Raw genomic sequence first — 19,548 nt, 5'->3', positions numbered from 1 at the left:
ATTGCATTGCAATAGAATTTTGCATCGCCGCCCCTGAGCGATTACGAAGCAGTTACATCCACGAAAGTACCCTGCCATGACTGAGCAAGCCAAAAAGCGGCCAGAGTTCCGCAACATCAACTTCTTCAAGGACCTCCCCACCTACCGGTTGCCGCCGGCCGGCATCGTGTCCATCCTGCACCGCATCAGCGGCCTGCTGATGTTCATCCTGCTGCCTTTCATCCTGTGGATGATGGACATGTCGCTGACTTCGGAGATCTCCTTCGACGGCTTCACCTCGGTTTTCGCGGGTCCCTTCGGATGGTTCCTCAAGCTCGTGTGCCTGGCATTGATCTGGGCCTACCTGCACCACTTTTGCGCCGGCGTCCGCCACCTGTTCATGGATGTGAACCACCACGCCGTCAACAAGCAGTTCGGCAAGTCCTCGGCCCTGGTGGTGCTGGTCCTGAGCGTTGGCCTGACCCTGATCCTGGGTGCCAAGCTGTTCGGCCTGTACTGATTCACGATCTCTCCCTCACGATAAGGAAAAAGAACCATGTCCGTGAATTACGGCTCCAAGCGCACCGTGGTCGGTGCGCACTACGGCATCCGCGACTGGATGGTGCAGCGCGTCACCGGCGTGCTGATGGCACTGTTCACCATCGTGCTGCTGGCCAAGCTGATCTTCAGCACCGGCTCCGTCGGCTATGACCTGTGGGCCGGCATCTTTGCCCCGCAGTGGATGAAGTTCCTGACCTTCGCCGTGATCGTCTCGCTGGCCTGGCACGTCTGGGTCGGCGTGCGCGACATCTGGATGGACTACGTCAAGCCCGTGGGCCTGCGCCTGGTGCTGAACGTTTTCACCCTGGTCTGGCTCGTCGGCTGCGCCGGCTGGGGCATCCAGATCCTGTGGCGTATCTGATAGAGACGCGGTCTCCACGATTGAAGGTTAAGAATGAGCTACTCCAAAGCAAACATCACCAAGCGCAAGTTTGACGTCGTCATCGTCGGCGCTGGCGGCTCCGGCCTGCGTGCCGCGCTGGAACTGTCGCGCGCCGGCCTGTCCGTGGCCTCGCTGTCCAAGGTCTTCCCCACGCGCTCGCACACCGTGGCTGCGCAAGGCGGCGTGTCCGCTTCGCTGGGCAACATGAGCGAGGACAACTGGCACTACCACTTCTACGACACCATCAAGGGCTCCGACTGGCTCGGCGACCAGGATGCGATCGAGTTCATGTGCCGCGAAGCGCCCAACGTCGTGATCGAGCTGGAACACTTCGGCATGCCGTTCGACCGCAACCCCGACGGCACCATCTACCAGCGCCCCTTCGGCGGCCACACGGCCAACTACGGTGAAAAGCCCGTGCAGCGCGCCTGCGCCGCGGCCGACCGTACCGGCCACGCCATGCTGCACACGCTGTACCAGCAGAACGTCAAGTCCAAGACCAACTTCTTCGTGGAGTGGATGGCGCTGGACCTGATCCGTAACACCCAGGGCGACGTGGTCGGCGTGACCGCCATCGAACTGGAAACCGGCGACCTGTACGAGCTGCACGCCAAGGCCGTGCTGCTGGCCACGGGTGGCGCAGGCCGCATCTTCCAGGCATCGACCAATGCCTTCATCAACACCGGCGACGGCCTGGGCATGGCTGCACGCGCAGGCATCCCGCTGCAGGACATGGAGTTCTGGCAGTTCCACCCCACCGGCGTGGCCGGCGCGGGCGTGCTGCTGACCGAAGGCTGCCGTGGCGAAGGCGCCATCCTGCTCAACAGCGAAGGCGAACGCTTCATGGAGCGCTACGCTCCCACGCTGAAGGATCTGGCACCGCGCGACTTCGTGTCCCGCTCCATGGACCAGGAAATCAAGGAAGGCCGTGGCTGTGGTCCCAACAAGGACTACATCCTGATGAAGCTGGACCACCTGGGTGCAGACACCATCCGCAAGCGCCTGCCTTCGGTGGAAGAGATCGGCCACAACTTCGCCAACGTGGACATCACCAAGGAACCGATTCCCGTGGTGCCCACCATCCACTACCAGATGGGCGGCATTCCCACCAACATCAACGGCCAGGTCGTGGTGTGGGACGGCCAGCAGAACAATGTGGTCAATGGCCTCTATGCCGTGGGCGAATGCTCCTGCGTGTCGGTGCACGGCGCCAACCGCCTGGGCACGAACTCGCTGCTGGACCTGCTGGTCTTCGGCAAGTCGGCCGGCAAGCACATCGTGCAGTTCGTCAACGGCTTCGGCGACCACAAGGCCGTGCCGGCCGATGGCTCCGAGCGCACGCTCACGCGCCTGAACCAGCTCGACGACTCCAAGGAAGGCACCTACGCCCAGGACCTGGCTGGCGACATCCGCGCCACCATGCAGCAGCATGCCGGCGTGTTCCGCACGCAAAAGAGCATGGACGAAGGCGAAGTCAAGATCAACGCCATCCGCGAACGCGTGGGCTCCGTGACCCTCAAGGACAAGTCCAAGGTCTGGAACACCGCCCGCATGGAAGCGCTGGAAGTGGACAACCTGATCGAAGTGGCCCAGGCCACCATGATCTCGGCCGCTGCCCGCCACGAATGCCGCGGCGCCCACACCGTGTACGACTACGAGCATCCTGCCGACCACGCCGAGTTCCCGCTGGGCCGCAATGACAAGGAATGGCTCAAGCACACCCTGTGGTACAGCGCCACCAACAGCCTGGACTACAAGCCCGTGAACCTGAAGCCCCTCACGGTGGACAGCGTGCCGCCCAAGGTCCGCACGTTCTAATCCAGCAGCCCACGAGAGAACAGACAAATGAAGCGCACTTTCAAGATCTACCGCTACGACCCGGACAAGGATGCCAAGCCCTACATGCAGACCGTCGAGGTCGAGCTGGACGGCCACGAGCGCATGCTGCTGGACGCCCTGGTCAAGCTCAAGGAGATGGACCCCTCCATCTCGTTCCGCCGCTCCTGCCGCGAAGGCGTGTGCGGCTCGGACGCGATGAACATCAATGGCAAGAACGGCCTGGCCTGCCTGACGAACATGAAGACCCTGCAGGGCGACATCGTTCTCAAGCCCCTGCCCGGCCTGCCCGTGATCCGCGACCTGATCGTGGACATGACGCAGTTCTTCAAGCAGTACCACTCGATCAAGCCGTACCTGCAGAACGACAGCTTCGCGTCTCCCACCAAGGAACGCCTGCAGTCGCCTGAAGAGCGCGAAGAGCTCAACGGCCTGTACGAGTGCATTCTGTGCGCCAGCTGCTCCACCAGCTGCCCCAGCTTCTGGTGGAACCCCGACAAGTTCGTGGGCCCGGCCGGCCTGCTGCAGGCCTACCGCTTCATCGCGGACAGCCGCGACGAGGCCACGGGTGACCGCCTTGACAACCTGGAAGATCCGTACCGCCTCTTCCGTTGCCACACCATCATGAACTGCGTGGACGTGTGCCCCAAGCACCTGAACCCCACGCAGGCCATTGGCAAGATCAAGGAACTGATGGTCCGCCGGGCCATCTGATGACCATGACGAATACTCTGCTCGACGAACGCGAGCGAGACCTGCTGCGCTGGCGCTGCCGGCGTGGCCTGGTCGAGAACGACCTGTTCATCGCGCAGTTCTTCGCCACCTACGGAGACCAGCTCACGCGGAGACACGCGAGCGGTCTGTCTGCCTTGATGGACCTGGCAGACAACGACCTGATGGACCTCTTCTTGCGCCGCAAGGAGCCTGAAGGTGAACTCGATACCCAAGAAATCAGGGAAGTTCTGGAACTGGTGCGCAAGCGCAAGCCCGGTTCTCTCCCGCTAGTAGGCTAGGCAATCTAGAGAAGGAAGTTTGGAAATGAAACTCGCAGACAACAAAGCAACGCTGTCATTCAGCAACGGCGCTCCCAGCGTCGAGCTGCCCGTCTACCAGGGCAACGTCGGTCCCGACGTGGTGGACATCCGCAAGCTGTACGCGCAGACCGGCATGTTCACCTATGACCCGGGCTTCCTCTCTACCGCCTCGTGCCAGTCCGCCATCACCTACATCGATGGCGACAAGGGCGAGCTGCTGTACCGTGGCTACCCCATCGAGCAGCTGGCCAAGAACTGCGACTACCTCGAGACCTGTTACCTGCTGCTGTACGGCGAGCTGCCCAACGAGTCCGAGAAGGCCGACTTCGTCGAGCGCGTGACCAAGCACACCATGGTCAACGAGCAGATGCAGTTCTTCCTGCGTGGTTTCCGCCGTGACGCCCACCCCATGGCCGTCCTGACGGGTCTGGTCGGCGGCATGTCGGCCTTCTACCACGACAACATGGACATCAACAACGCCGAGCACCGCGACATCGCCGCGATCCGCCTGATCGCCAAGATGCCCACGCTGGTCTCCATGGCCTACAAGTACGGCATCGGTGCGCCGTACATGTACCCCAAGAACGACCTGAGCTACGCCGGCAACTTCATGCGCATGATGTTCGGCAACCCCTGCGAGGAGTTCAAGGTGAACCCCGTGGTCGAGCGCGCGCTGGACCGCATCTTCATCCTGCACGCAGACCACGAGCAAAACGCCTCCACCTCCACCGTGCGCCTGTGCGGCTCGTCGGGCACCAACCCCTTCGCCGCCATCTCGGCCGGCGTGGCCTGCCTGTGGGGTCCTGCCCACGGCGGCGCCAACGAAGCCTGCCTGAACATGCTGGAATACCTGCAGGCCAACGGCGGCGTTGCCAAGGTCGGCGAGTTCATGGAACAGGTCAAGGACAAGAACAGCGGCGTCAAGCTGATGGGCTTCGGCCACCGCGTCTACAAGAATTACGACCCCCGCGCCAAGCTCATGCAGGAAACCTGCAATGAAGTGCTGGCCGAACTGGGCCTGGAAAAGGACCCCCTGTTCGCCCTGGCCAAGGAAGTCGAGAAGATCGCCCTGGAAGACGACTACTTCGTGCAGCGCAAGCTCTACCCGAATGTGGACTTCTACTCCGGCATCGTGCAGCGCGCCATCGGCGTGCCCGTGAACCTGTTCACCGGCATCTTCGCCCTGGCCCGCACCGTGGGCTGGATCGCCCAGCTCAACGAGCAGATGGCCGACCCCGAGTACAAGATCGGCCGTCCCCGCCAGCTGTTCACGGGCTCCGTGTCCCGCGACGTCAAGCCGATCGGCCAGCGCTGATCGCAGGTCCGGGCCTCAGCGGCCCGGCACCCAAAAGCCCCATGCCTTTGCATGGGGCTTTTTTCATTTGCGAGCCCACCGCTCCAGAAGGCCGCGCCAGTCCTAGGAACACCATTTTCCCTATCGTGGCATGCCCATTGATTGAGCCTATCCACCTTAAGGTGGCCGTTGACCCTCCCTCAAACGGGATGGAGCCGCAGCGCAATGCCCGCTGCCATTCAACGCAACCCCGGGACTCACATGCCTGTCGAAATCAACAAGGACGGAATGCTCATCCATGCGCGCGTCAGGAACGCGCGCAGCCCCGCCATCGAGAGAGGAAAGCGGACCGCCGCCATCACCGGCATCGTCGTGCACCAGACCGATGCCAACACGGCCCAGTCTTCGCTCAACAGCTACAGGAACCCGAAGGCCAATGGGGCGCATTTCCTGATCGACAAGGACGGCACCATCTACCAGACTACTGCCATCTATCAGCGTGCCAACCATGTGGGCCCGCTGAAGGCGAGATGCCTGCTTGTGGGGAAATGCAAGGCCAGGGACTATGAAGGAGCGGGCGTAAAGGGAATGCACCGCATCGAGATGATGAAAGCTCCTGGCGATCGCTATCCGAGCAACATGGAAGCCATAGGCATCGAGATGGTTGGCAGGGCTGTGTTGCCGAAAGGGTTCAAGCCCCCTCAACGACGAAAGGAACTGAGTCCGGAAGGGATTCGGGGAGAATTTGGCGTCTACCCCACACCGACTGAGGCACAAAACCGTGCTCTGACATGGCTGGTTGAAGCACTGCAAGATTCCATGCAACTATCGCCCAGTGAAGTCTTCAAGCACCCTGAAGTAAGCCGGAAGAACCTGTCCGAGGCAGAAGGCGCAAACTGGGAAATGGCACCATGAGCTTCATTCTCATTCGCACTGTGACTGTGATTTCGGCAATGGCTATGGCATCGATGCTCCATGCGGCCGATGCCAGATACCCAGTCAGGCAAGTACAGAAAATCGAAATCTTCGAGCCCTCTGGTGGCTCGTCTTGGGAGGACAAAAACTGGCTTGATTGCAACGATGTGATATTGACCGAAGAGGATGTGCGATATGCGCTGCAGCACATGCGCAAAATTTCAGAGAAGCACTACTTCGGGGAATATATGGAAAGAACAGGGTGTTCAGGAGGGGCGTCCGTCAAGTTCAAGAGCGGAAAAATCATCGTCATGGGAATCGAACCCACAGGACGTATTAATCTTTTCGAGGCCAACAAGAAGCTGGACCCTATTGGAGTACCTGGAAGCTTCTACGACTGCCAACCCTGCAACAAACGCAAGATGGACCTGCTGCAGGACGCCCTGGACCGCGCAACCGAACGACGGCTCAAGGAGCTGAAGAGGCAGGGAAGACTTCCTCCATGAGCCGCCTCCATTCGATCTTCTGGGAACTCATTTCGGCGATGCCCGATCCCCGCTCAGGCACGCTCCACCGACCCGGCTGCAACGGCAGGTGGCCTGGTGAACAGCCCGCTGGCCGGCTGCGCCGCCTAGCCTGAGCGCCGGAGCCAAGCCCCCTGCTTCACGCAGCAGCGCGGTTTCGCCGACAATGCCCCCCCGGCCCTCGTGGCCGGCCCTTTCTTGCGCCGGGGTTCCGGCCCCAGCCACTCCCTGCACACCATGAACTTTGCCTCCCTCGGCCTGAGCCCGGCGCTGGTCTCCAGCCTCCAAGACCTGGGCCTGGTCGATCCCACGCCCATACAGACCCAGTCCATCGCCCCCGTGCTTGCGGGCCGCGACCTCTGGGCCTGTGCGCCCACGGGCTCGGGCAAGACGGCCGCCTACCTGCTGCCGCTGCTGCAGCGCTGGATGGATGGCGGCAAGGCCCAGGGTGCCCAGGGCGGCTTTGTGCGAACCCTGACCACGCTGATCGTGGTGCCCACGCGCGAGCTGGCCCAGCAGGTGGGCGAGACGCTGTCCGACCTGGGCCGCGCGCTCAAGCAGCCGCCGCGCATCGGCGTGGTCTATGGCGGCGTGTCCATCAACCCGCAGATGATGATGCTGCGCGGCAGTGCCGATTTCCTGGTGGCCACGCCGGGCCGCCTGCTGGACCTGGTGGAGCACAACGCCGTGCGCCTGTCCGCCGTGCGCCACCTGGTGCTGGACGAGGCCGACCGCCTGCTGGACCTGGGCTTTCAGGACGAGCTGCAGCGCGTGCTGGCCCTGCTGCCGAAGCAACGCCAGACCCTGCTGTTCTCGGCCACCTATCCCGATGCCGTGCAATCGCTGGCCACGGGCCTGCTGCACGATCCCGTGCAGGCCCGCGTCGATGCCGCCGAAGGCCAGGATGCCGCCAGCCCGCAAAGCATCACCCAGCGCGCCATTGCCGTGGACCGCGCGCGCCGCACGCAATTGCTGCGCAAGCTGGTGCAGGGCGACACCGCTGCGGGCACCGACCCTGTCACGCTCGAACGTGCCCTGGTCTTCGTGGCCACGCGGCACACGGCCGAACTGGTGGCGGAAAAGCTCTACAAGGCCGGCATCTTCGCCACGGCCTTCCATGGCGACCTGAGCCAGGGCGCACGCAAGGAAGCGCTGGCCGACTTCAAGGCCAAGCGCTGGCAGGTGATGATCACCACCGACCTGGCGGCGCGCGGCATCGACATCACCCAGCTGCCCCTGGTCGTCAACTACGACCTGCCGCGCTCGGCCACCGACTATGTGCACCGCATCGGCCGCACGGGCCGCGCGGGCGAGGACGGCACGGCCATCAGCTTCGTGACGCCGGCCGACCAGGCGCACTGGGCGCTGATCTGCAAGCGCAACCAGCTGGACCTTGAACTGGAGCAGTTGCCGGGCTTCGAGCCCACCGAGCCCGTGCCGCCGCCTCCGGTGGCGCAGGACGGCAACGGCGGCATCAAGGGCCGCCGCCCCAGCAAGAAGGACAAGCTGCGCGCCGCGGCCGCCGAAGCAGCCGAGACCGCAAAAAAGAACTGAGCGTTTCCGGTTCAGCCCGCGCCGCCTCGCCCACCAAAGCGATCCCGGTACGCCACCGGGGTAATGCCCAGGTGGCGCACGAACAGGTGGCGCAGCGCCTGCTCCGAGCCCAGGCCCACGCGCGCGGCCACGGTCTTGAGTGGCAGATGGGCCTGGCTTTCCAGCAGCTGCTTGGCCGCCTCCAGCCGCGCGCTCTCCACAAAGGCCGTGGGGCTTTGCCCGGTTTCCTGCTGGAACACGCGGCGCAGGTGCCGCTCACTCATGTGCGCCTGCTCGGCCATCTGCGCAAGGGTCAGGGGCTCGGCCAGATGGGCCATCACCCACTGCTGCACGGCCTGCACGCCGCCGTGCTGCGCGGCCTGGGCCGCCAGCGGCACGCTGAACTGCGACTGCCCGCCGGGGCGCTTGAGATACATGACCAGGTCGCGCGCCACCTCCAGCGCCAGCGCGTGGCCGAAATCCTCCTCCACCACGGCCAGGGCCAGGTCGATGCCGGCAGTCACGCCGGCCGAGGTCCACAGCTGGCGGCTGCCTTCGCCATCGCGGATTTCCTCGCGCAGGTAGATGGCATCGGCATCGACCTGCACGCGCGGATGGCGCTGGGCCAGTTGCGCCGTCACGCTCCAGTGCGTGGCCGCGCGCCGGCCGTCCAGCAAGCCCGCCTCGGCCAGGAAGAAGCTGCCCGAGCACAGCGCAATCAGCCGCTGCACGCGCGGCGCCACGCGGCCCAGCCAGGCGACCAGCTCGGCCGAGCCGCCCAGCACCTGCTCGATATGGCGCGAGCCCACGACGACCACGGTGCAGCCCATGCCTGCAGCCTCCAGCCCGGCCAGCGTATGCGTGGCCTCCAGCGACATCAGCGTGTCCGAGCGCACGGGCCCTTGCCGCTGCGAGACCACGCGCACCTCGTAGCCGTCGCTCTGGCCGCGCGCGCGCAGGTGCACGTTGGCATAGTCGAACACCGACATGGGCCCTATGGCCTCCAGCGCCTTGAAGCCGGGGTAGACGACAAGATCGATGCGGTGGGCGCTGGCGTGGCGGTGGTCCATGGGAAACGGCGGGCTCGGAGGCGGTCAGGGTGGAAAGAATGGGGCGGACTATACGAAAAGACGCAAGCACCCACGGTCAGCAGGCCCGGCCGACGCCGGCCACACCCCTCAGATTCGGACATATCACCTGGGGCTGCGGCCATGATGCGGCCGGGCCGCCCGGCCATGGCCTACATTCAAGGCTTCGCGGAGCGCGCGCACTGCCGTTCCTGAGCCACCCCGACAGAAAGACACGCCCATGAAATCCAAAGCCGCCGTCGCCTTCAAGGCTGGAGAACCCCTGCAGATCGTCGAGATCGACGTGGCCCCCCCGAAAAAGGGCGAGGTCCTGATCAAGATCACCCACACCGGCGTCTGCCACACCGACGCGTTCACGCTGTCGGGCGACGACCCTGAAGGCATCTTCCCCGCCGTGCTCGGCCATGAAGGCGCGGGCATCGTCGTCGAGGTCGGCGAAGGCGTGACCAGCGTCAAGCCCGGCGACCACGTGATCCCGCTGTACACCGCCGAATGCGGCGAATGCCTGTTCTGCAAGAGCGGCAAGACCAACCTGTGCGTTTCCGTGCGCGCCACCCAGGGCAAGGGCGTGATGCCCGACGGCACCACGCGCTTTTCGTACAACGGCGAGCCCATCTACCACTACATGGGCTGCTCCACCTTCAGCGAATACACCGTGGTCGCCGAAGTCTCGCTGGCCAAGATCCACCCCGATGCCAACCCCGAGCAGGTCTGCCTGCTGGGCTGCGGCGTGACCACGGGCCTGGGTGCCGTCAAGAACACCGCCAAGGTCCAGGAAGGCGACACCGTGGCCGTGTTCGGCCTGGGCGGCATCGGCCTGGCCGTGATCCAGGGCGCCAAGCTGGCCAAGGCCGGCCGCATCATCGCCGTGGACACCAACCCCTCCAAGTTCGACCTGGCCCGCACCTTCGGCGCCACCGACTGCGTGAATCCCAAGGATTTCGACAAGCCCATCCAGCAGGTCATCGTCGAGATGACGGGCTGGGGCGTGGACCACAGCTTCGAGTGCATCGGCAACGTCAACGTGATGCGTGCCGCCCTGGAATGCGCGCACCGCGGCTGGGGCCAGTCGGTCATCATCGGCGTGGCCGGCGCGGGCCAGGAAATCTCCACACGCCCCTTCCAGCTGGTGACGGGCCGCAAGTGGCTGGGCACGGCCTTCGGCGGCGTCAAGGGCCGCAGCGAACTGCCCGGCATGGTCGAGCAGGCCATGAGCGGCGAGATCCAGCTGGCCCCCTTCGTCACGCATACCATGGGCCTGCCGGAGATCAACGAGGCTTTTGACCTGATGCACGAAGGCAAGTCCATCCGCTCCGTCGTCGTGTACTGAAGCTCCCCCTGAGGCGCTGCGCGCCTGGGCAGCGCCAGTTTCATGGGCCGTTGACCGTGTATAGCGTATCAACTCCCATCTTTGAATGCTGCACGCACCGCTTGCCAAGGTGCCCGTAGCATTTTTCTTTTTGAGGAACACCATGTCCGCACTGCCGCCCCTGGAACTCAAGAACGCCCATGCCTGCTTCGGCGGCGCACAGCGTTTCTACGAGCATTTCTCCGCCGAGATCGGCCTGAGCATGAAGTTCTCGGTCTTCCTGCCGCCCAAGGCCGTGGCCGGCGAGAAGGTGCCCGCCGTGCTCTACCTGGCCGGGCTGACCTGCACCGAAGAGACCTTCATGACCAAGGCCGGCGCCCAGCGCCTGGCCGCCGAGCTGGGCATTGCGCTGATCGCGCCCGACACCAGCCCGCGCGGCGCAGGCCTGCCCGGCGAGGCCGATGCCTGGGACTTCGGCGTGGGCGCGGGCTTCTACCTGGACGCCACCACCAAGCCCTGGGCGCTGCACTGGCGCATGGAAAGCTATCTGCTGGGCGAGCTGCTGCCGCTGATCGCCGCACGCCTGCCTATTGACGCGCAGCGGCTGGGCATCTTCGGCCACTCCATGGGTGGCCACGGCGCGCTCACGCTGGCGCTGCGCCATCCGGGCCGCTTCAAGAGCCTGTCGGCCTTCGCACCCATCGCCAACCCCGTCAACTGCCCCTGGGGACAGAAGGCCTTCTCAGGTTATCTGAGCGATGACCGCAAGGCCTGGGAAGCGCATGACGCCAGCTGCCTGATGGCCGCCCAGACCCAGGCGCCCTACCCGGCCGGCATCCTCGTGGACCAGGGCCTGGCCGACAAGTTCCTGATCGAAAAGCAGCTGCTGCCCGAAGCCTTCGAGGCCGCCTGCGCCCAGGCCGGCCAGCCGCTGACGCTGCGCCGCCACGGCGGCTACGACCACGGCTACTACTTCATCCAGAGCTTCATTGATGACCATCTGCGCCATCATGCAGAGCAGTTGAGTACCCCCTGAGGCTCTTCGCGCCTTCCCCCTGAAAGGGGGACGACAGCCTCGCTGCGGGGCGGCCCTTGCTTGCTGTCCCTGGGTTGGAGCGCGCCAGTTTCAAAGATTGGGCACAAGACCATAGAACGGGCGCGTCTCATCCAGGCATGCGCCCCGCGCGCATGTCCTGCGCAATACGCTCCAGTACCTGCGGCAGGTCCTTCACGCTGGCGATCACGTGGTGGGCGCCGGCTGCGCGCAGCTTGGCCTCGGCGCGGGCCACGCGCTCGCGCACTTCTTCGGCGGGGGCGGCGGCCAGTTCGGCGGGGGAGTAGCCGACTTCGTTGCCGGACAGGGTCAGGCCCACGGTCCACATGCCGGCGTTAAGGCCTTCCTCGATGCCGGGCACGGTGTCGTCCACCTTCACGCAGGCACGCACATCGCCGATGCCCAGCGCCAGCACATTGGCCAGCGCCATGAAGGGGCCGGGGCGGCCGCCTGCGGCCATTTCATCGCCGGCCACCACATGGTCGGGAGCCAGGCCTTTGGCCGCTGCCTGGGGCAGCAGCTGGTTCAGGACTTCACGCGGATAGCCCGAGCACGAGCCCACCTTCAGGCCCTGCGCGCGCAGCCAGCCCAGCAGCTCAGGCGCGCCTTCGATGGGTGCCGAGAACTCGCCGACCTTGGCGATCTGCATGGGCATGAAGCGGGCGTAGATGGCGTCCACGTCGGCGTCGCCAGGCTGCTGGCCGAAGGCCTTGTGCCATTGCGCGCGGATGCCTTCGTCCTGCAGCAGCTCGTGGATGTGCTGCCACTTGGACAGTCCCATGGGGCCGCGAGCCTGGGCCAGGGTGATGGTGATGCCGAAGCTGGCAAAGGCCTCGACAAAGATCTGCGTGGGCGCCAGCGAGCCGAAATCGACCAGGGTGCCGGCCCAGTCGAAGATGACGGCCTGCAGCGGCGACAGATCGGCGGCGGCGGTGGAGACGGTGGTGTGGTTCATGGTGCTTTTTGACTAGGAAAGAGGTTCAAACAGAAGAGGGCCGCGCGCGCCTGTTCATTCCAGCGTGCGGATGAAATTGCGCCCGCGCGGGCCGGATGCGGCCGACTGCAGCAGCTGCTGCCACTCATCCCCAGGCACGCCGTAGTGGGCGGGATCGGTGGCCACGCCCAGGCCTTCGAGGAAGTTGCGCAGGCGCTGCACGGCCAGCTCGCCCGTGGCGGCATCGAAGATGGACAGCAGGGCCGCGTCGGCCTGGTCGTCGGCGCCCAGGGCCATCTCCAGCACCAGCGGCAGGCTGAACGAGCAGGCAATGCCGTGGGCCACGCCATGGCGCAGCGTGATGTCGTAGGACAGCGAATGCGCCAACGCCGTGCGGGTGTTGGAGAAGGCCAGGCCGGCCATCAGGGCAGCCTCGGCCATGCGGCTTCGCAGCGGCAGGCTGCCCAGGTCCTGCATCAGCGCGGGCAGCGTGGCCAGGGTGCGGCGCGCGGCGCCCACGGCCAAGGTGGTGGAGACGGGATTGCGGTGCCGGTTCCAGATGGACTCCAGCGCATGCGACAGCGCATCCAGCCCCGATGCCAGCGTGGCGCCGGCCGGCAGGCTTTGCATGAGCTGCGCGTCGATGATGGCGGCCTCGGGCCAGGTCCAGTGCTGGTGCAGCGAGTGCTTGCGGCCAGCGGCCTGGTCCCAGATCGTGGCCCAGGGCGTGACCTCGCTGCCCGTGCCGGCCGTGGTGGGAATGGCGATCAGCGCCTTGTGGCCTGCAGCCGGCAGGGCCAGCCCCTGCTCCAGGGCCTGCAGCAGTTCGCCGAAACGCCGCGTGGGCGTAGCGCACATCAGCGCCTTGGCCGAGTCGATGGCGCTGCCTCCACCCAGGGCCACGATGCACGGGACCTCGGCGTATTCGCGGTGCACGCGGTCATACAGCGGGGCCAGCCACTGCACATCGGGGTTGGGCGCAATGCCGTCCACCACGCCGCGCAGCTGGCTGCCCAGCCGTTGGCGCAGCTGCTGCACCAGGCCCAGGGATTCGGCCTCGGGAAACGTCACCAGCAGGCAGTCTCGCCCGGCCAGCAGCTCGGGCAGGCGGTCCAGGCGGCCGGGGCCGGCATAGATGGCAACGGGGTTGTGATAGGTCCACACAAATCGGTCCTTTGAATGAAACGGGGGCGCCGGGAAAAGCGCAGCCCTCAATGGCGGGTGCCCTGCTGGATGCGGCGGCGCAGCCAGTGGGAGACGAGATCGGCGGCGATCACCATCACGGTGATGACCACGATGCAGGTGGCCGTCTCCTGGTAGCGGAACAGCTTGAGGCTGCCGACCAGCTCGAAACCCAGCCCGCCCGCGCCCACCATGCCCAGCACCGTGGCCGAGCGCAGGTTGACCTCGAAGCGGTAGAGCACGACCGCGATCCAGGCCGTGATGGCCTGCGGTATCACGCCGAAGACGATGAGCTGCAATTGCGTGGCGCCTGCGCTGCGCAGGGCCTGCAGCGGGCCGTCGTCGATCTCTTCGATGCTCTCGGCGAAGAACTTGCCCAGCATGCCCATGCCATGCAGGGCCAGGGCCAGCACGCCGGGAAACGGCCCCAGGCCCACGGCCGAGACAAAGACCAGCGCCAGGATCAGCTCGTTGATGCTGCGCACCACGTTCAAGAACTGCCGCGTGATGCGCCGCAGCCAGTGCCAGCCATGCAGGTTGCTGGCCGCGATGAAAGACAGCGGCAGCGCCAGCACCACGGACAGCAGCGTGCCCCAGATGGCGATCTGCACCGTCTCCAGCGCAGGCGCCATCAGGCGCGGCAGCATGCTCCAGTCCGGCGGCACGGAGCGCGCCACGAAATCCGCGATCTGGGGCATGCCTGCCGCCAGTTCGCCCCAGCTCATCTGCGCGCCGCCCGCGCTCCAGTGCAGCACCCAGGCGATGGCCAGGGCCGCAGCCGCATAGCCGGTCCAGCCCAGGGCGCCGTGGGGGCGCGGCGCGGTCCATTGCCAGCGGTCGCGCGGCTCGGGGCTCCAGGAATTGGCGCTGGTCATCACAGTCCTCCTGCGGGCGCGCTGGCCCGCATCCACGAGGCAGACACCGGCGCCTGCGCATGCAGGCCGGCAGGCCCTATGGCCTGCGCGCCCGGTAGTGTGTCCGGTTCTGCGCCCTGCCCTGCTCCTTGACCTGCGCCTTGCCCTGCAGTGGGCTGCGCATGGTAGATGGCCTGCAGCGCGGCCTCGTCCAGCGCCTGCGGCGATCCGTCATAGACCATGCGGCCCTGGGCCAGGCCCAGCACACGGTCGCCGAACTCCCGCGCGTAGTCCACTTGGTGCAGGTTGCAGACCACGGCAATGCCCAGCTCGCGCGTGGCATCGCGCAGGTACTGCAGCACGCTGCGCGCGGTCTTGGGATCCAGGCTGGCCACGGGCTCGTCGGCCAGGATGACCTGGGGCTGCTGGGCCAGCGCGCGGGCAATGCCCACGCGCTGCATCTGCCCGCCCGACAGCGCCTCGGTGCGCTCCAGCGCCTTGTGGGCCAGGCCCACGCGCTCCAGGCACTGGTCGGCCAGACGGATATCGCTTTCGCGGAACAGCTGCAGCACCGAGGCCAGGGTGCCGGTCTGGCCCAGGCGCCCGGTCAGCACGTTCTTGCGCACCGACAGGCGCGGCACCAGGTTGTGGTGCTGGAAGACCATGGCCACGTGGCGAGCCAGCTCGCGCCGGCTGTGCCTGCCGCCGCCCAGCATCAGGTCCATGCCGCCCACCTCCAGCGTGCCGCTGTCGGCGCGAGCCAGGCCGTTCATGCAGCGCAGCAGCGTGGACTTGCCGGCCCCCGACAGGCCCAGCATGACGACGAACTCGCCGGGCTGCACATCCAGGTCGATGCCATGCAGCACGTGGTTGCTGCCATAGCTCTTGCGCAATTGGCGGATGCGGATCATTTCATGCTCCCGAGGTCGAGCTTCAGGGCCTTGGCCGTCTGGCGTACCACGTCGTAGGCCTTGTCATCCGTGGGCGCGAAGCCGTCGAGCACGCCCTGGTCGCCCCAGGGCAGGTCCTTGACCTCGGCCAGGGCCGCAGCCACCTTCTGCTTGGTGCCGGCGTCCAGGTTCTTGCGCCAAGTCATGGGCGACTCGGGGATGGGCTGGGAGCGCCAGACGATCTGGAAGTCCTCGCGCTTGACCAGGCCCTTGCTCACGGCCGAGTCGAAGATGCGGTCGGCCACGGCCGCCGCATCCACCTTGCCGTTGGCCACGGCCATGATGCTGGCGTCGTGCGAGCCCGAGAAGATCACGCGCGAAAAGCCCTTGTCCGCATCGAAGCCCTCGGCCATCAACCCGGCCTTGGGAAACAGGTGGCCCGACGCCGAGGTCGGGTCCACAAAGGCAAAGCTGCGGCCCTTGAGATCGGCCACGCTGGCCGGGCCCTTGTCCTTGCGGGAGATCACCATGCTGTGGTACGCGCTCTTGCCCGTCTTCTTGGTCACGGCCACGGCAAAGGCTTCGGCGCCTGCCACCTGGCTGGCCAGCACGTACGAGAACGGGCCGAGGAAGGCGATGTCGATCTTGTTGGAGCGCAGCGCCTCGATCACGCCGTTGTAGTCATTGGCCACGAAGGGCCGCACCTTCATGCCGGTACGGGTGGCCAGCTGGTCCATGACCTGCTGGCTGGCGCGGATCATGGCCTGCGCGTCCTCCGAAGGGATCAGGCCCACGCGCAGCTCGGCGCTCTGGGCAAAGGCGGCAGTGGTAGCGGTGGCGGCGGTGGCGGCCAGGGCCAGCACGGCGCCGGCATGGCGCAGCCAGGTCTTGCGGTTCATCTTCATGGGAGCGTTCCTTTGCATCAGGTCAGGCACATCGGCAGATCGGTGGATCCGTGAATCGCCGGCCAAATCGCCAGGCGGGTGGGGATGGCTGAATGCTAGGAGCGACATATTTCTGCCATGTGAAAGTTTCAGAATCGGTTTTGACAGCATCCATAGACAAAACCTTGAGATACCGACTTTCGTGAGCAACGCCCGCTACCGCGCCTTCATCGCCGTCGCCCACCACGGCAGCCTCAGCGCCGCCGCCCGCGCACTGGGCGTGAGCCAGCCCACCATCTCCACGCAGATCGCCACGCTGGAGCGCCAAAGCCAGATCGAGCTGTTCCACCGCCGCGGCTACCGCATGACGCTCACGGGCGCAGGCGCCAGACTGCTGCCCATGGCGCAGAAAATCATGGCGCTGGAGGCCGAGGCCGAGTTCTTCCTGCGCGACTCGGGGCAGTTGCACCAGGGCGAGCTCAAGATCGGCGCCGTGGGGCCCTTCCATGTGATCGAAATGGTGGCCGCCTACCGCGCACGGCACCCGGGCATGCAGCTGTCCATCCGCATGGGCAACTCGCAGCAGGTGCTGGCCGACCTGGAACGCTACGACACCGACGTGGCCGTGCTCGCCGGCCTCTACGACCGCCCGGAGCTGCTGGCTCGCGAGTACGCGCGCCACGCCATCGTGCTGTTCGCCCATGTCGCCCATCCCTTCGCGCGGCGCAGCGAAATCGCGCTGTCCGAACTGCAGGGCCAGCCTTTGCTGCTGCGCGAGCACGGCTCGACCACGCGCACCGCGCTGGAATCGGTGCTGCAGGCCGCCGGGGTGCAGCCGCGCACCGAACTGGAGATCGGCAGCCGCGAAGCCATACGCGAAGCCGTGGCCCGCGGCCTGGGACTGGGCGCCGTGTCCGAAGCCGAATTCATCCCCGACCCGCGCTTTCGCCCGCTGCGCATCGCGGGCGACCCGGCCAGCACCACCACCTATGTCTATTGCATGCGCGAGCGCAGCGACAGCCTGCTGGTGAGGTCTTTTCTGGAGGCGGTTTGAGGGCCGCGCCGGGCCCCCTCGGCACCCCGCCTCAGCCCTCCACCCTGATTCCGCGCGCCTGGATCAGCCGGGCCCACTTCGCCCGTTCATCGCGCATGAAGGCGTCAAAGCGCTGCGGCGTCCCCCCTCCATCCTCTGCGCCGAACTCTTCGAGCTTGGCCACCACATCGGGCATGGCCAGGATGCGGTTGACGTCCGCATTGATGCGGGCCACCAGATCGGCGGGCATTCTTGCGGGGCCCACCAGGCCGAACCAGATGCTCGCGTTGAACCCGGAATAGCCCTGCTCCGCCACGGTGGGAATCTCCGCGAAGGCCTTGGCGCGCTTCATTCCCGTCTGAGCCACTGCATGGACTTTTCCACCCTTGATGAAGGGCGCCGCCGTGGTCATCCCCTCGAACGCGTAGTCGATCTGGCCGCCCAGCAGATCCGTCATCACGTTCGACGCGCCCTTGTACGGGATATGGAGCGCGGACACCGCCGCAGTCTGCTCGAACAGCGCCAGCGCAAGGTGCTGGGCCGACCCCGTGCCCGAGGAGCCGAAGCTGACCTCCCCCGGCTTTTGCTTCAATGCGGCCAGCAGGCCCTGCATGGTGGCGGAAGCCTTGGGGCTGGCAATCAGGACCTGCGGGGTCTGGCCCACCAGGGCGATGGCGGAGAAATCCCGCTCCGGCGAGAAGCCGAGCCTGGGGTTGAGCGCAGGGGCAATGCCCAGGGCATTGATGTGGCCCATCATGAGCGTCTGCCCATCGGGCGCGGCCCTGGCGGCCTCGGCAGCGGCAATCAGCCCCGCCGCGCCTGGCCGGTTCTCGACGATGACGGGAGTGGCCCACAGCTGGTTGAGCCGGTTGGCGATGATCCGCGCCAGGATGTCCGTGCCGCCGCCTGCCGAGAAGCCGACGAGGATTTTGACCGGGCCCGCTGGCGGCCTGGCCTGTGCAAAGCCCGGATGGGCATGCAGGGCGGCGGCTGCGGCGGCCGAGGTCAGGAACTGTCTGCGTTGCATGGCTTGTCTCCTTGGATGATGGGCTGGCGGCGGTCTTACGCCACCGAGGTCCAGCGGCCGAACCGGGACACCTGTGCCTCGTCGAAATTGAAGCCGAGCCCCGGCGTCTGGTGCAGCACGACACGGCCTTTTTCCTGCGCCAGCTGGCGGTCCAGCAGGCGGCGGAAGTTCAGCACCTGGTCATCCCAGAAGAACTCGACATAGCGCGCATTGGGGGTCGCGGCCACCAGCGGCGCGTGCACATCGTGAAACCAGTGCGGACACATCTGCAGCCCATAGCCAGCGGCCATGGCGGCAATGCGCTTCCACTCAGTAATGCCCCCGCAGACTGCGGCGTCGGTCTGCAGGATGGATGCGGCGCCCATGTCGAGCAGATGCTTGTGGTACCAGCGGCCATAGCCGATTTCCGCGGTGGCCACGGGAATGCGGGTGAGCTTTGCCAGGCGGGCGTGGCTTTCGACATCGTCGGGGCTGAACGGCTCCTCGATGAAATAGGGGTCGTATGCCTCCATGCGGCGCAGGTACTGCATGGCCTGCACGGTGTCCACCCAGCCGTTGTTGCAGTCCAGCATGAGCTCCACGTCCGGGCCGATGGCCTCGCGCGCCGCCTTCACGCGCGACTCCTCGCCCTGGGGCGACCAGCGGCCGGTCTTCATCTTCACGGCCTGAAAGCCCAGCTCGACATAGCCGGCCATCTCCTCGCCGACATGGCCGGCGGTCTTGCCGTCCACGTAGTAGCCGCCGCTGGCATAGGCCGGCACCGTGTCCAGCTCCACCGCGCCCAGGTACTTGTGCAACGGCAGCTGGGCGGTGCGGGCATTGAGATCCCACAGCGCAATGTCGAGTGCGCTCAGTGCGCGCATCACGGTGCCCATGCGGCCTTGCAGCAGCGCCTCCTGGTACATCTCCTTCCACAGCCCTTCGACGGCCAGGGACTCGCGGCCCAGCAGCACAGGACCGAGCAGCTGCTCGACCGCGACGCGGAACAGCTCGCCCGCCGCATTGCCCACATAGCAAAAGCCGAGGCCTTCGACGCCGTCGCTGCTGCGGACCTTGACCAGCCCGTAGTGGCGGTCGACCACGGTGCGGTTCGACAGATAGGTGACCTTGTCCAGCGGCACGCGGGCAACGCAGACTTCAATGGATTCGATGAGGGGCATGAGCTCTCCTGACATGGTTTGGAAGCGGGAACGAGCGAACTTTGCGCTTCAGGAGATCTGCAACAAAGATGGTGT

General features: G+C 66.0%; 20 protein-coding genes. 12 read left to right on the top strand and 8 right to left on the bottom strand.

What is annotated here, in order from left to right:
* Positions 1-76: 76 nt before the first annotated feature.
* From sdhC to BO996_RS11385, 9 genes are all read left to right on the top strand, one after another.
* The gene (sdhC, locus tag BO996_RS11425) at positions 77-499 is read left to right on the top strand and encodes a succinate dehydrogenase, cytochrome b556 subunit (RefSeq protein WP_012204347.1); all 423 of its coding nucleotides are present in this window, start codon (positions 77-79) and stop codon (positions 497-499) included.
* A gap of 36 nt (positions 500-535) precedes the next feature.
* Entirely contained in the window at positions 536-901 is a 366-nt protein-coding gene (sdhD, locus tag BO996_RS11420) for a succinate dehydrogenase, hydrophobic membrane anchor protein (RefSeq protein WP_012204346.1), read from the top strand.
* Between the two features lie 33 nt (positions 902-934).
* Positions 935-2,740 (top strand): succinate dehydrogenase flavoprotein subunit, encoded by a 1,806-nt coding sequence (gene sdhA, locus BO996_RS11415; protein WP_012204345.1) that lies wholly within the window; start codon positions 935-937, stop codon positions 2,738-2,740.
* 27 nt (positions 2,741-2,767) lie between these two features.
* Entirely contained in the window at positions 2,768-3,472 is a 705-nt protein-coding gene (locus tag BO996_RS11410; RefSeq protein ID WP_012204344.1) for a succinate dehydrogenase iron-sulfur subunit, read from the top strand.
* Complete coding sequence (locus tag BO996_RS11405; protein ID WP_012204343.1) at positions 3,472-3,771, top strand: FAD assembly factor SdhE; 300 nt, start codon at positions 3,472-3,474, stop codon at positions 3,769-3,771. The genes BO996_RS11410 and BO996_RS11405 overlap by 1 nt, the downstream gene beginning before the upstream one ends.
* Positions 3,772-3,796: 25 nt before the next feature.
* Positions 3,797-5,107, top strand: a complete 1,311-nt coding sequence (locus BO996_RS11400; protein WP_012204342.1) for a citrate synthase — start codon at positions 3,797-3,799, stop codon at positions 5,105-5,107.
* A 240-nt stretch (positions 5,108-5,347) separates the two neighbouring features.
* Positions 5,348-6,001 (top strand): peptidoglycan recognition protein family protein, encoded by a 654-nt coding sequence (locus tag BO996_RS11395; protein ID WP_232240515.1) that lies wholly within the window; start codon positions 5,348-5,350, stop codon positions 5,999-6,001.
* On the top strand, positions 5,998-6,507 hold the full coding sequence (locus BO996_RS11390) for a hypothetical protein (protein ID WP_071954789.1): 510 nt from the start codon (positions 5,998-6,000) through the stop codon (positions 6,505-6,507). The genes BO996_RS11395 and BO996_RS11390 overlap by 4 nt, the downstream gene beginning before the upstream one ends.
* Before the next feature lie 255 nt (positions 6,508-6,762).
* Complete coding sequence (locus tag BO996_RS11385; RefSeq protein WP_071954788.1) at positions 6,763-8,079, top strand: DEAD/DEAH box helicase; 1,317 nt, start codon at positions 6,763-6,765, stop codon at positions 8,077-8,079.
* A gap of 11 nt (positions 8,080-8,090) precedes the next feature.
* Here BO996_RS11385 and BO996_RS11380 read toward each other — a convergent pair whose 3' ends face one another.
* Entirely contained in the window at positions 8,091-9,128 is a 1,038-nt protein-coding gene (locus tag BO996_RS11380; protein ID WP_016450194.1) for a GlxA family transcriptional regulator, read from the bottom strand.
* Positions 9,129-9,366: 238 nt separating this feature from the next.
* On the opposite strand from BO996_RS11380, the gene BO996_RS11375 reads away from it, so the two are divergent.
* Entirely contained in the window at positions 9,367-10,476 is a 1,110-nt protein-coding gene (locus BO996_RS11375; protein WP_012204334.1) for an S-(hydroxymethyl)glutathione dehydrogenase/class III alcohol dehydrogenase, read from the top strand.
* 142 nt (positions 10,477-10,618) lie between these two features.
* The gene (fghA, locus tag BO996_RS11370) at positions 10,619-11,491 is read left to right on the top strand and encodes an S-formylglutathione hydrolase (protein WP_071957075.1); all 873 of its coding nucleotides are present in this window, start codon (positions 10,619-10,621) and stop codon (positions 11,489-11,491) included.
* 127 nt (positions 11,492-11,618) lie between these two features.
* On the opposite strand, the gene phnX is transcribed toward fghA, so the two are convergent.
* From phnX to phnD, 5 genes are read right to left on the bottom strand one after another with little or no spacing between them, the layout of a single operon-like run.
* Entirely contained in the window at positions 11,619-12,464 is an 846-nt protein-coding gene (gene phnX, locus BO996_RS11365; RefSeq protein ID WP_071954787.1) for a phosphonoacetaldehyde hydrolase, read from the bottom strand.
* Positions 12,465-12,518: 54 nt separating this feature from the next.
* On the bottom strand, positions 12,519-13,607 hold the full coding sequence (psrA, locus tag BO996_RS11360; RefSeq protein WP_071954786.1) for an iron-containing alcohol dehydrogenase PsrA: 1,089 nt from the start codon (positions 13,605-13,607) through the stop codon (positions 12,519-12,521).
* A gap of 47 nt (positions 13,608-13,654) precedes the next feature.
* Positions 13,655-14,500 carry a phosphonate ABC transporter, permease protein PhnE gene (phnE, locus tag BO996_RS11355; RefSeq protein WP_013803443.1) on the bottom strand — a complete coding sequence of 282 codons (846 nt, stop codon included), beginning with the start codon at positions 14,498-14,500 and terminating at the stop codon, positions 13,655-13,657.
* Complete coding sequence (gene phnC / locus BO996_RS11350) at positions 14,500-15,390, bottom strand: phosphonate ABC transporter ATP-binding protein (protein ID WP_071954785.1); 891 nt, start codon at positions 15,388-15,390, stop codon at positions 14,500-14,502. Before phnC ends, phnE begins: the two co-directional genes overlap by 1 nt.
* Complete coding sequence (gene phnD, locus BO996_RS11345; RefSeq protein ID WP_071954784.1) at positions 15,387-16,274, bottom strand: phosphonate ABC transporter substrate-binding protein; 888 nt, start codon at positions 16,272-16,274, stop codon at positions 15,387-15,389. The genes phnC and phnD overlap by 4 nt, the downstream gene beginning before the upstream one ends.
* 181 nt (positions 16,275-16,455) lie before the next feature.
* Between phnD and BO996_RS11340 the strand changes: the two genes are divergently transcribed.
* Entirely contained in the window at positions 16,456-17,307 is an 852-nt protein-coding gene (locus BO996_RS11340) for a LysR substrate-binding domain-containing protein (RefSeq protein ID WP_013803446.1), read from the top strand.
* A gap of 31 nt (positions 17,308-17,338) precedes the next feature.
* Here BO996_RS11340 and BO996_RS11335 read toward each other — a convergent pair whose 3' ends face one another.
* Both BO996_RS11335 and BO996_RS11330 read right to left on the bottom strand, forming a co-directional pair.
* Positions 17,339-18,313 carry a Bug family tripartite tricarboxylate transporter substrate binding protein gene (locus BO996_RS11335; protein WP_071954783.1) on the bottom strand — a complete coding sequence of 325 codons (975 nt, stop codon included), beginning with the start codon at positions 18,311-18,313 and terminating at the stop codon, positions 17,339-17,341.
* A gap of 35 nt (positions 18,314-18,348) precedes the next feature.
* Positions 18,349-19,473 (bottom strand): mandelate racemase/muconate lactonizing enzyme family protein, encoded by a 1,125-nt coding sequence (locus tag BO996_RS11330; RefSeq protein ID WP_071954782.1) that lies wholly within the window; start codon positions 19,471-19,473, stop codon positions 18,349-18,351.
* Between the last annotated feature and the right edge of the window lie 75 nt (positions 19,474-19,548).

Source organism: Delftia sp. HK171 (assembly GCF_001886655.1).
GTDB classification, from domain to species: Bacteria; Pseudomonadota; Gammaproteobacteria; order Burkholderiales; family Burkholderiaceae_C; genus Comamonas; species Comamonas acidovorans.
Note: the sequence above shows the minus strand (reverse complement) of the source record. Positions and strands in the feature narration are given on the sequence as shown.

Excerpts from the sequence above, each read along its gene's own strand:
- BO996_RS11375 (WP_012204334.1), top strand. The coding sequence starts at position 9,367 with ATGAAATCCAAAGCCGCCGTCGCCTTCAAGGCTGGAGAACCCCTGCAG.
- BO996_RS11390 (WP_071954789.1), top strand. The coding sequence starts at position 5,998 with ATGAGCTTCATTCTCATTCGCACTGTGACTGTGATTTCGGCAATGGCT.
- BO996_RS11380 (WP_016450194.1), bottom strand. The coding sequence starts at position 9,128 with ATGGACCACCGCCACGCCAGCGCCCACCGCATCGATCTTGTCGTCTAC.
- sdhD (WP_012204346.1), top strand. The coding sequence starts at position 536 with ATGTCCGTGAATTACGGCTCCAAGCGCACCGTGGTCGGTGCGCACTAC.
- phnX (WP_071954787.1), bottom strand. The coding sequence starts at position 12,464 with ATGAACCACACCACCGTCTCCACCGCCGCCGCCGATCTGTCGCCGCTG.
- fghA (WP_071957075.1), top strand. The coding sequence starts at position 10,619 with ATGTCCGCACTGCCGCCCCTGGAACTCAAGAACGCCCATGCCTGCTTC.
- phnD (WP_071954784.1), bottom strand. The coding sequence starts at position 16,274 with ATGAAGATGAACCGCAAGACCTGGCTGCGCCATGCCGGCGCCGTGCTG.
- phnC (WP_071954785.1), bottom strand. The coding sequence starts at position 15,390 with ATGATCCGCATCCGCCAATTGCGCAAGAGCTATGGCAGCAACCACGTG.
- BO996_RS11385 (WP_071954788.1), top strand. The coding sequence starts at position 6,763 with ATGAACTTTGCCTCCCTCGGCCTGAGCCCGGCGCTGGTCTCCAGCCTC.
- BO996_RS11395 (WP_232240515.1), top strand. The coding sequence starts at position 5,348 with ATGCCTGTCGAAATCAACAAGGACGGAATGCTCATCCATGCGCGCGTC.
- sdhC (WP_012204347.1), top strand. The coding sequence starts at position 77 with ATGACTGAGCAAGCCAAAAAGCGGCCAGAGTTCCGCAACATCAACTTC.
- BO996_RS11400 (WP_012204342.1), top strand. The coding sequence starts at position 3,797 with ATGAAACTCGCAGACAACAAAGCAACGCTGTCATTCAGCAACGGCGCT.
- sdhA (WP_012204345.1), top strand. The coding sequence starts at position 935 with ATGAGCTACTCCAAAGCAAACATCACCAAGCGCAAGTTTGACGTCGTC.
- BO996_RS11335 (WP_071954783.1), bottom strand. The coding sequence starts at position 18,313 with ATGCAACGCAGACAGTTCCTGACCTCGGCCGCCGCAGCCGCCGCCCTG.
- BO996_RS11410 (WP_012204344.1), top strand. The coding sequence starts at position 2,768 with ATGAAGCGCACTTTCAAGATCTACCGCTACGACCCGGACAAGGATGCC.
- phnE (WP_013803443.1), bottom strand. The coding sequence starts at position 14,500 with ATGACCAGCGCCAATTCCTGGAGCCCCGAGCCGCGCGACCGCTGGCAA.
- BO996_RS11405 (WP_012204343.1), top strand. The coding sequence starts at position 3,472 with ATGACCATGACGAATACTCTGCTCGACGAACGCGAGCGAGACCTGCTG.
- BO996_RS11330 (WP_071954782.1), bottom strand. The coding sequence starts at position 19,473 with ATGCCCCTCATCGAATCCATTGAAGTCTGCGTTGCCCGCGTGCCGCTG.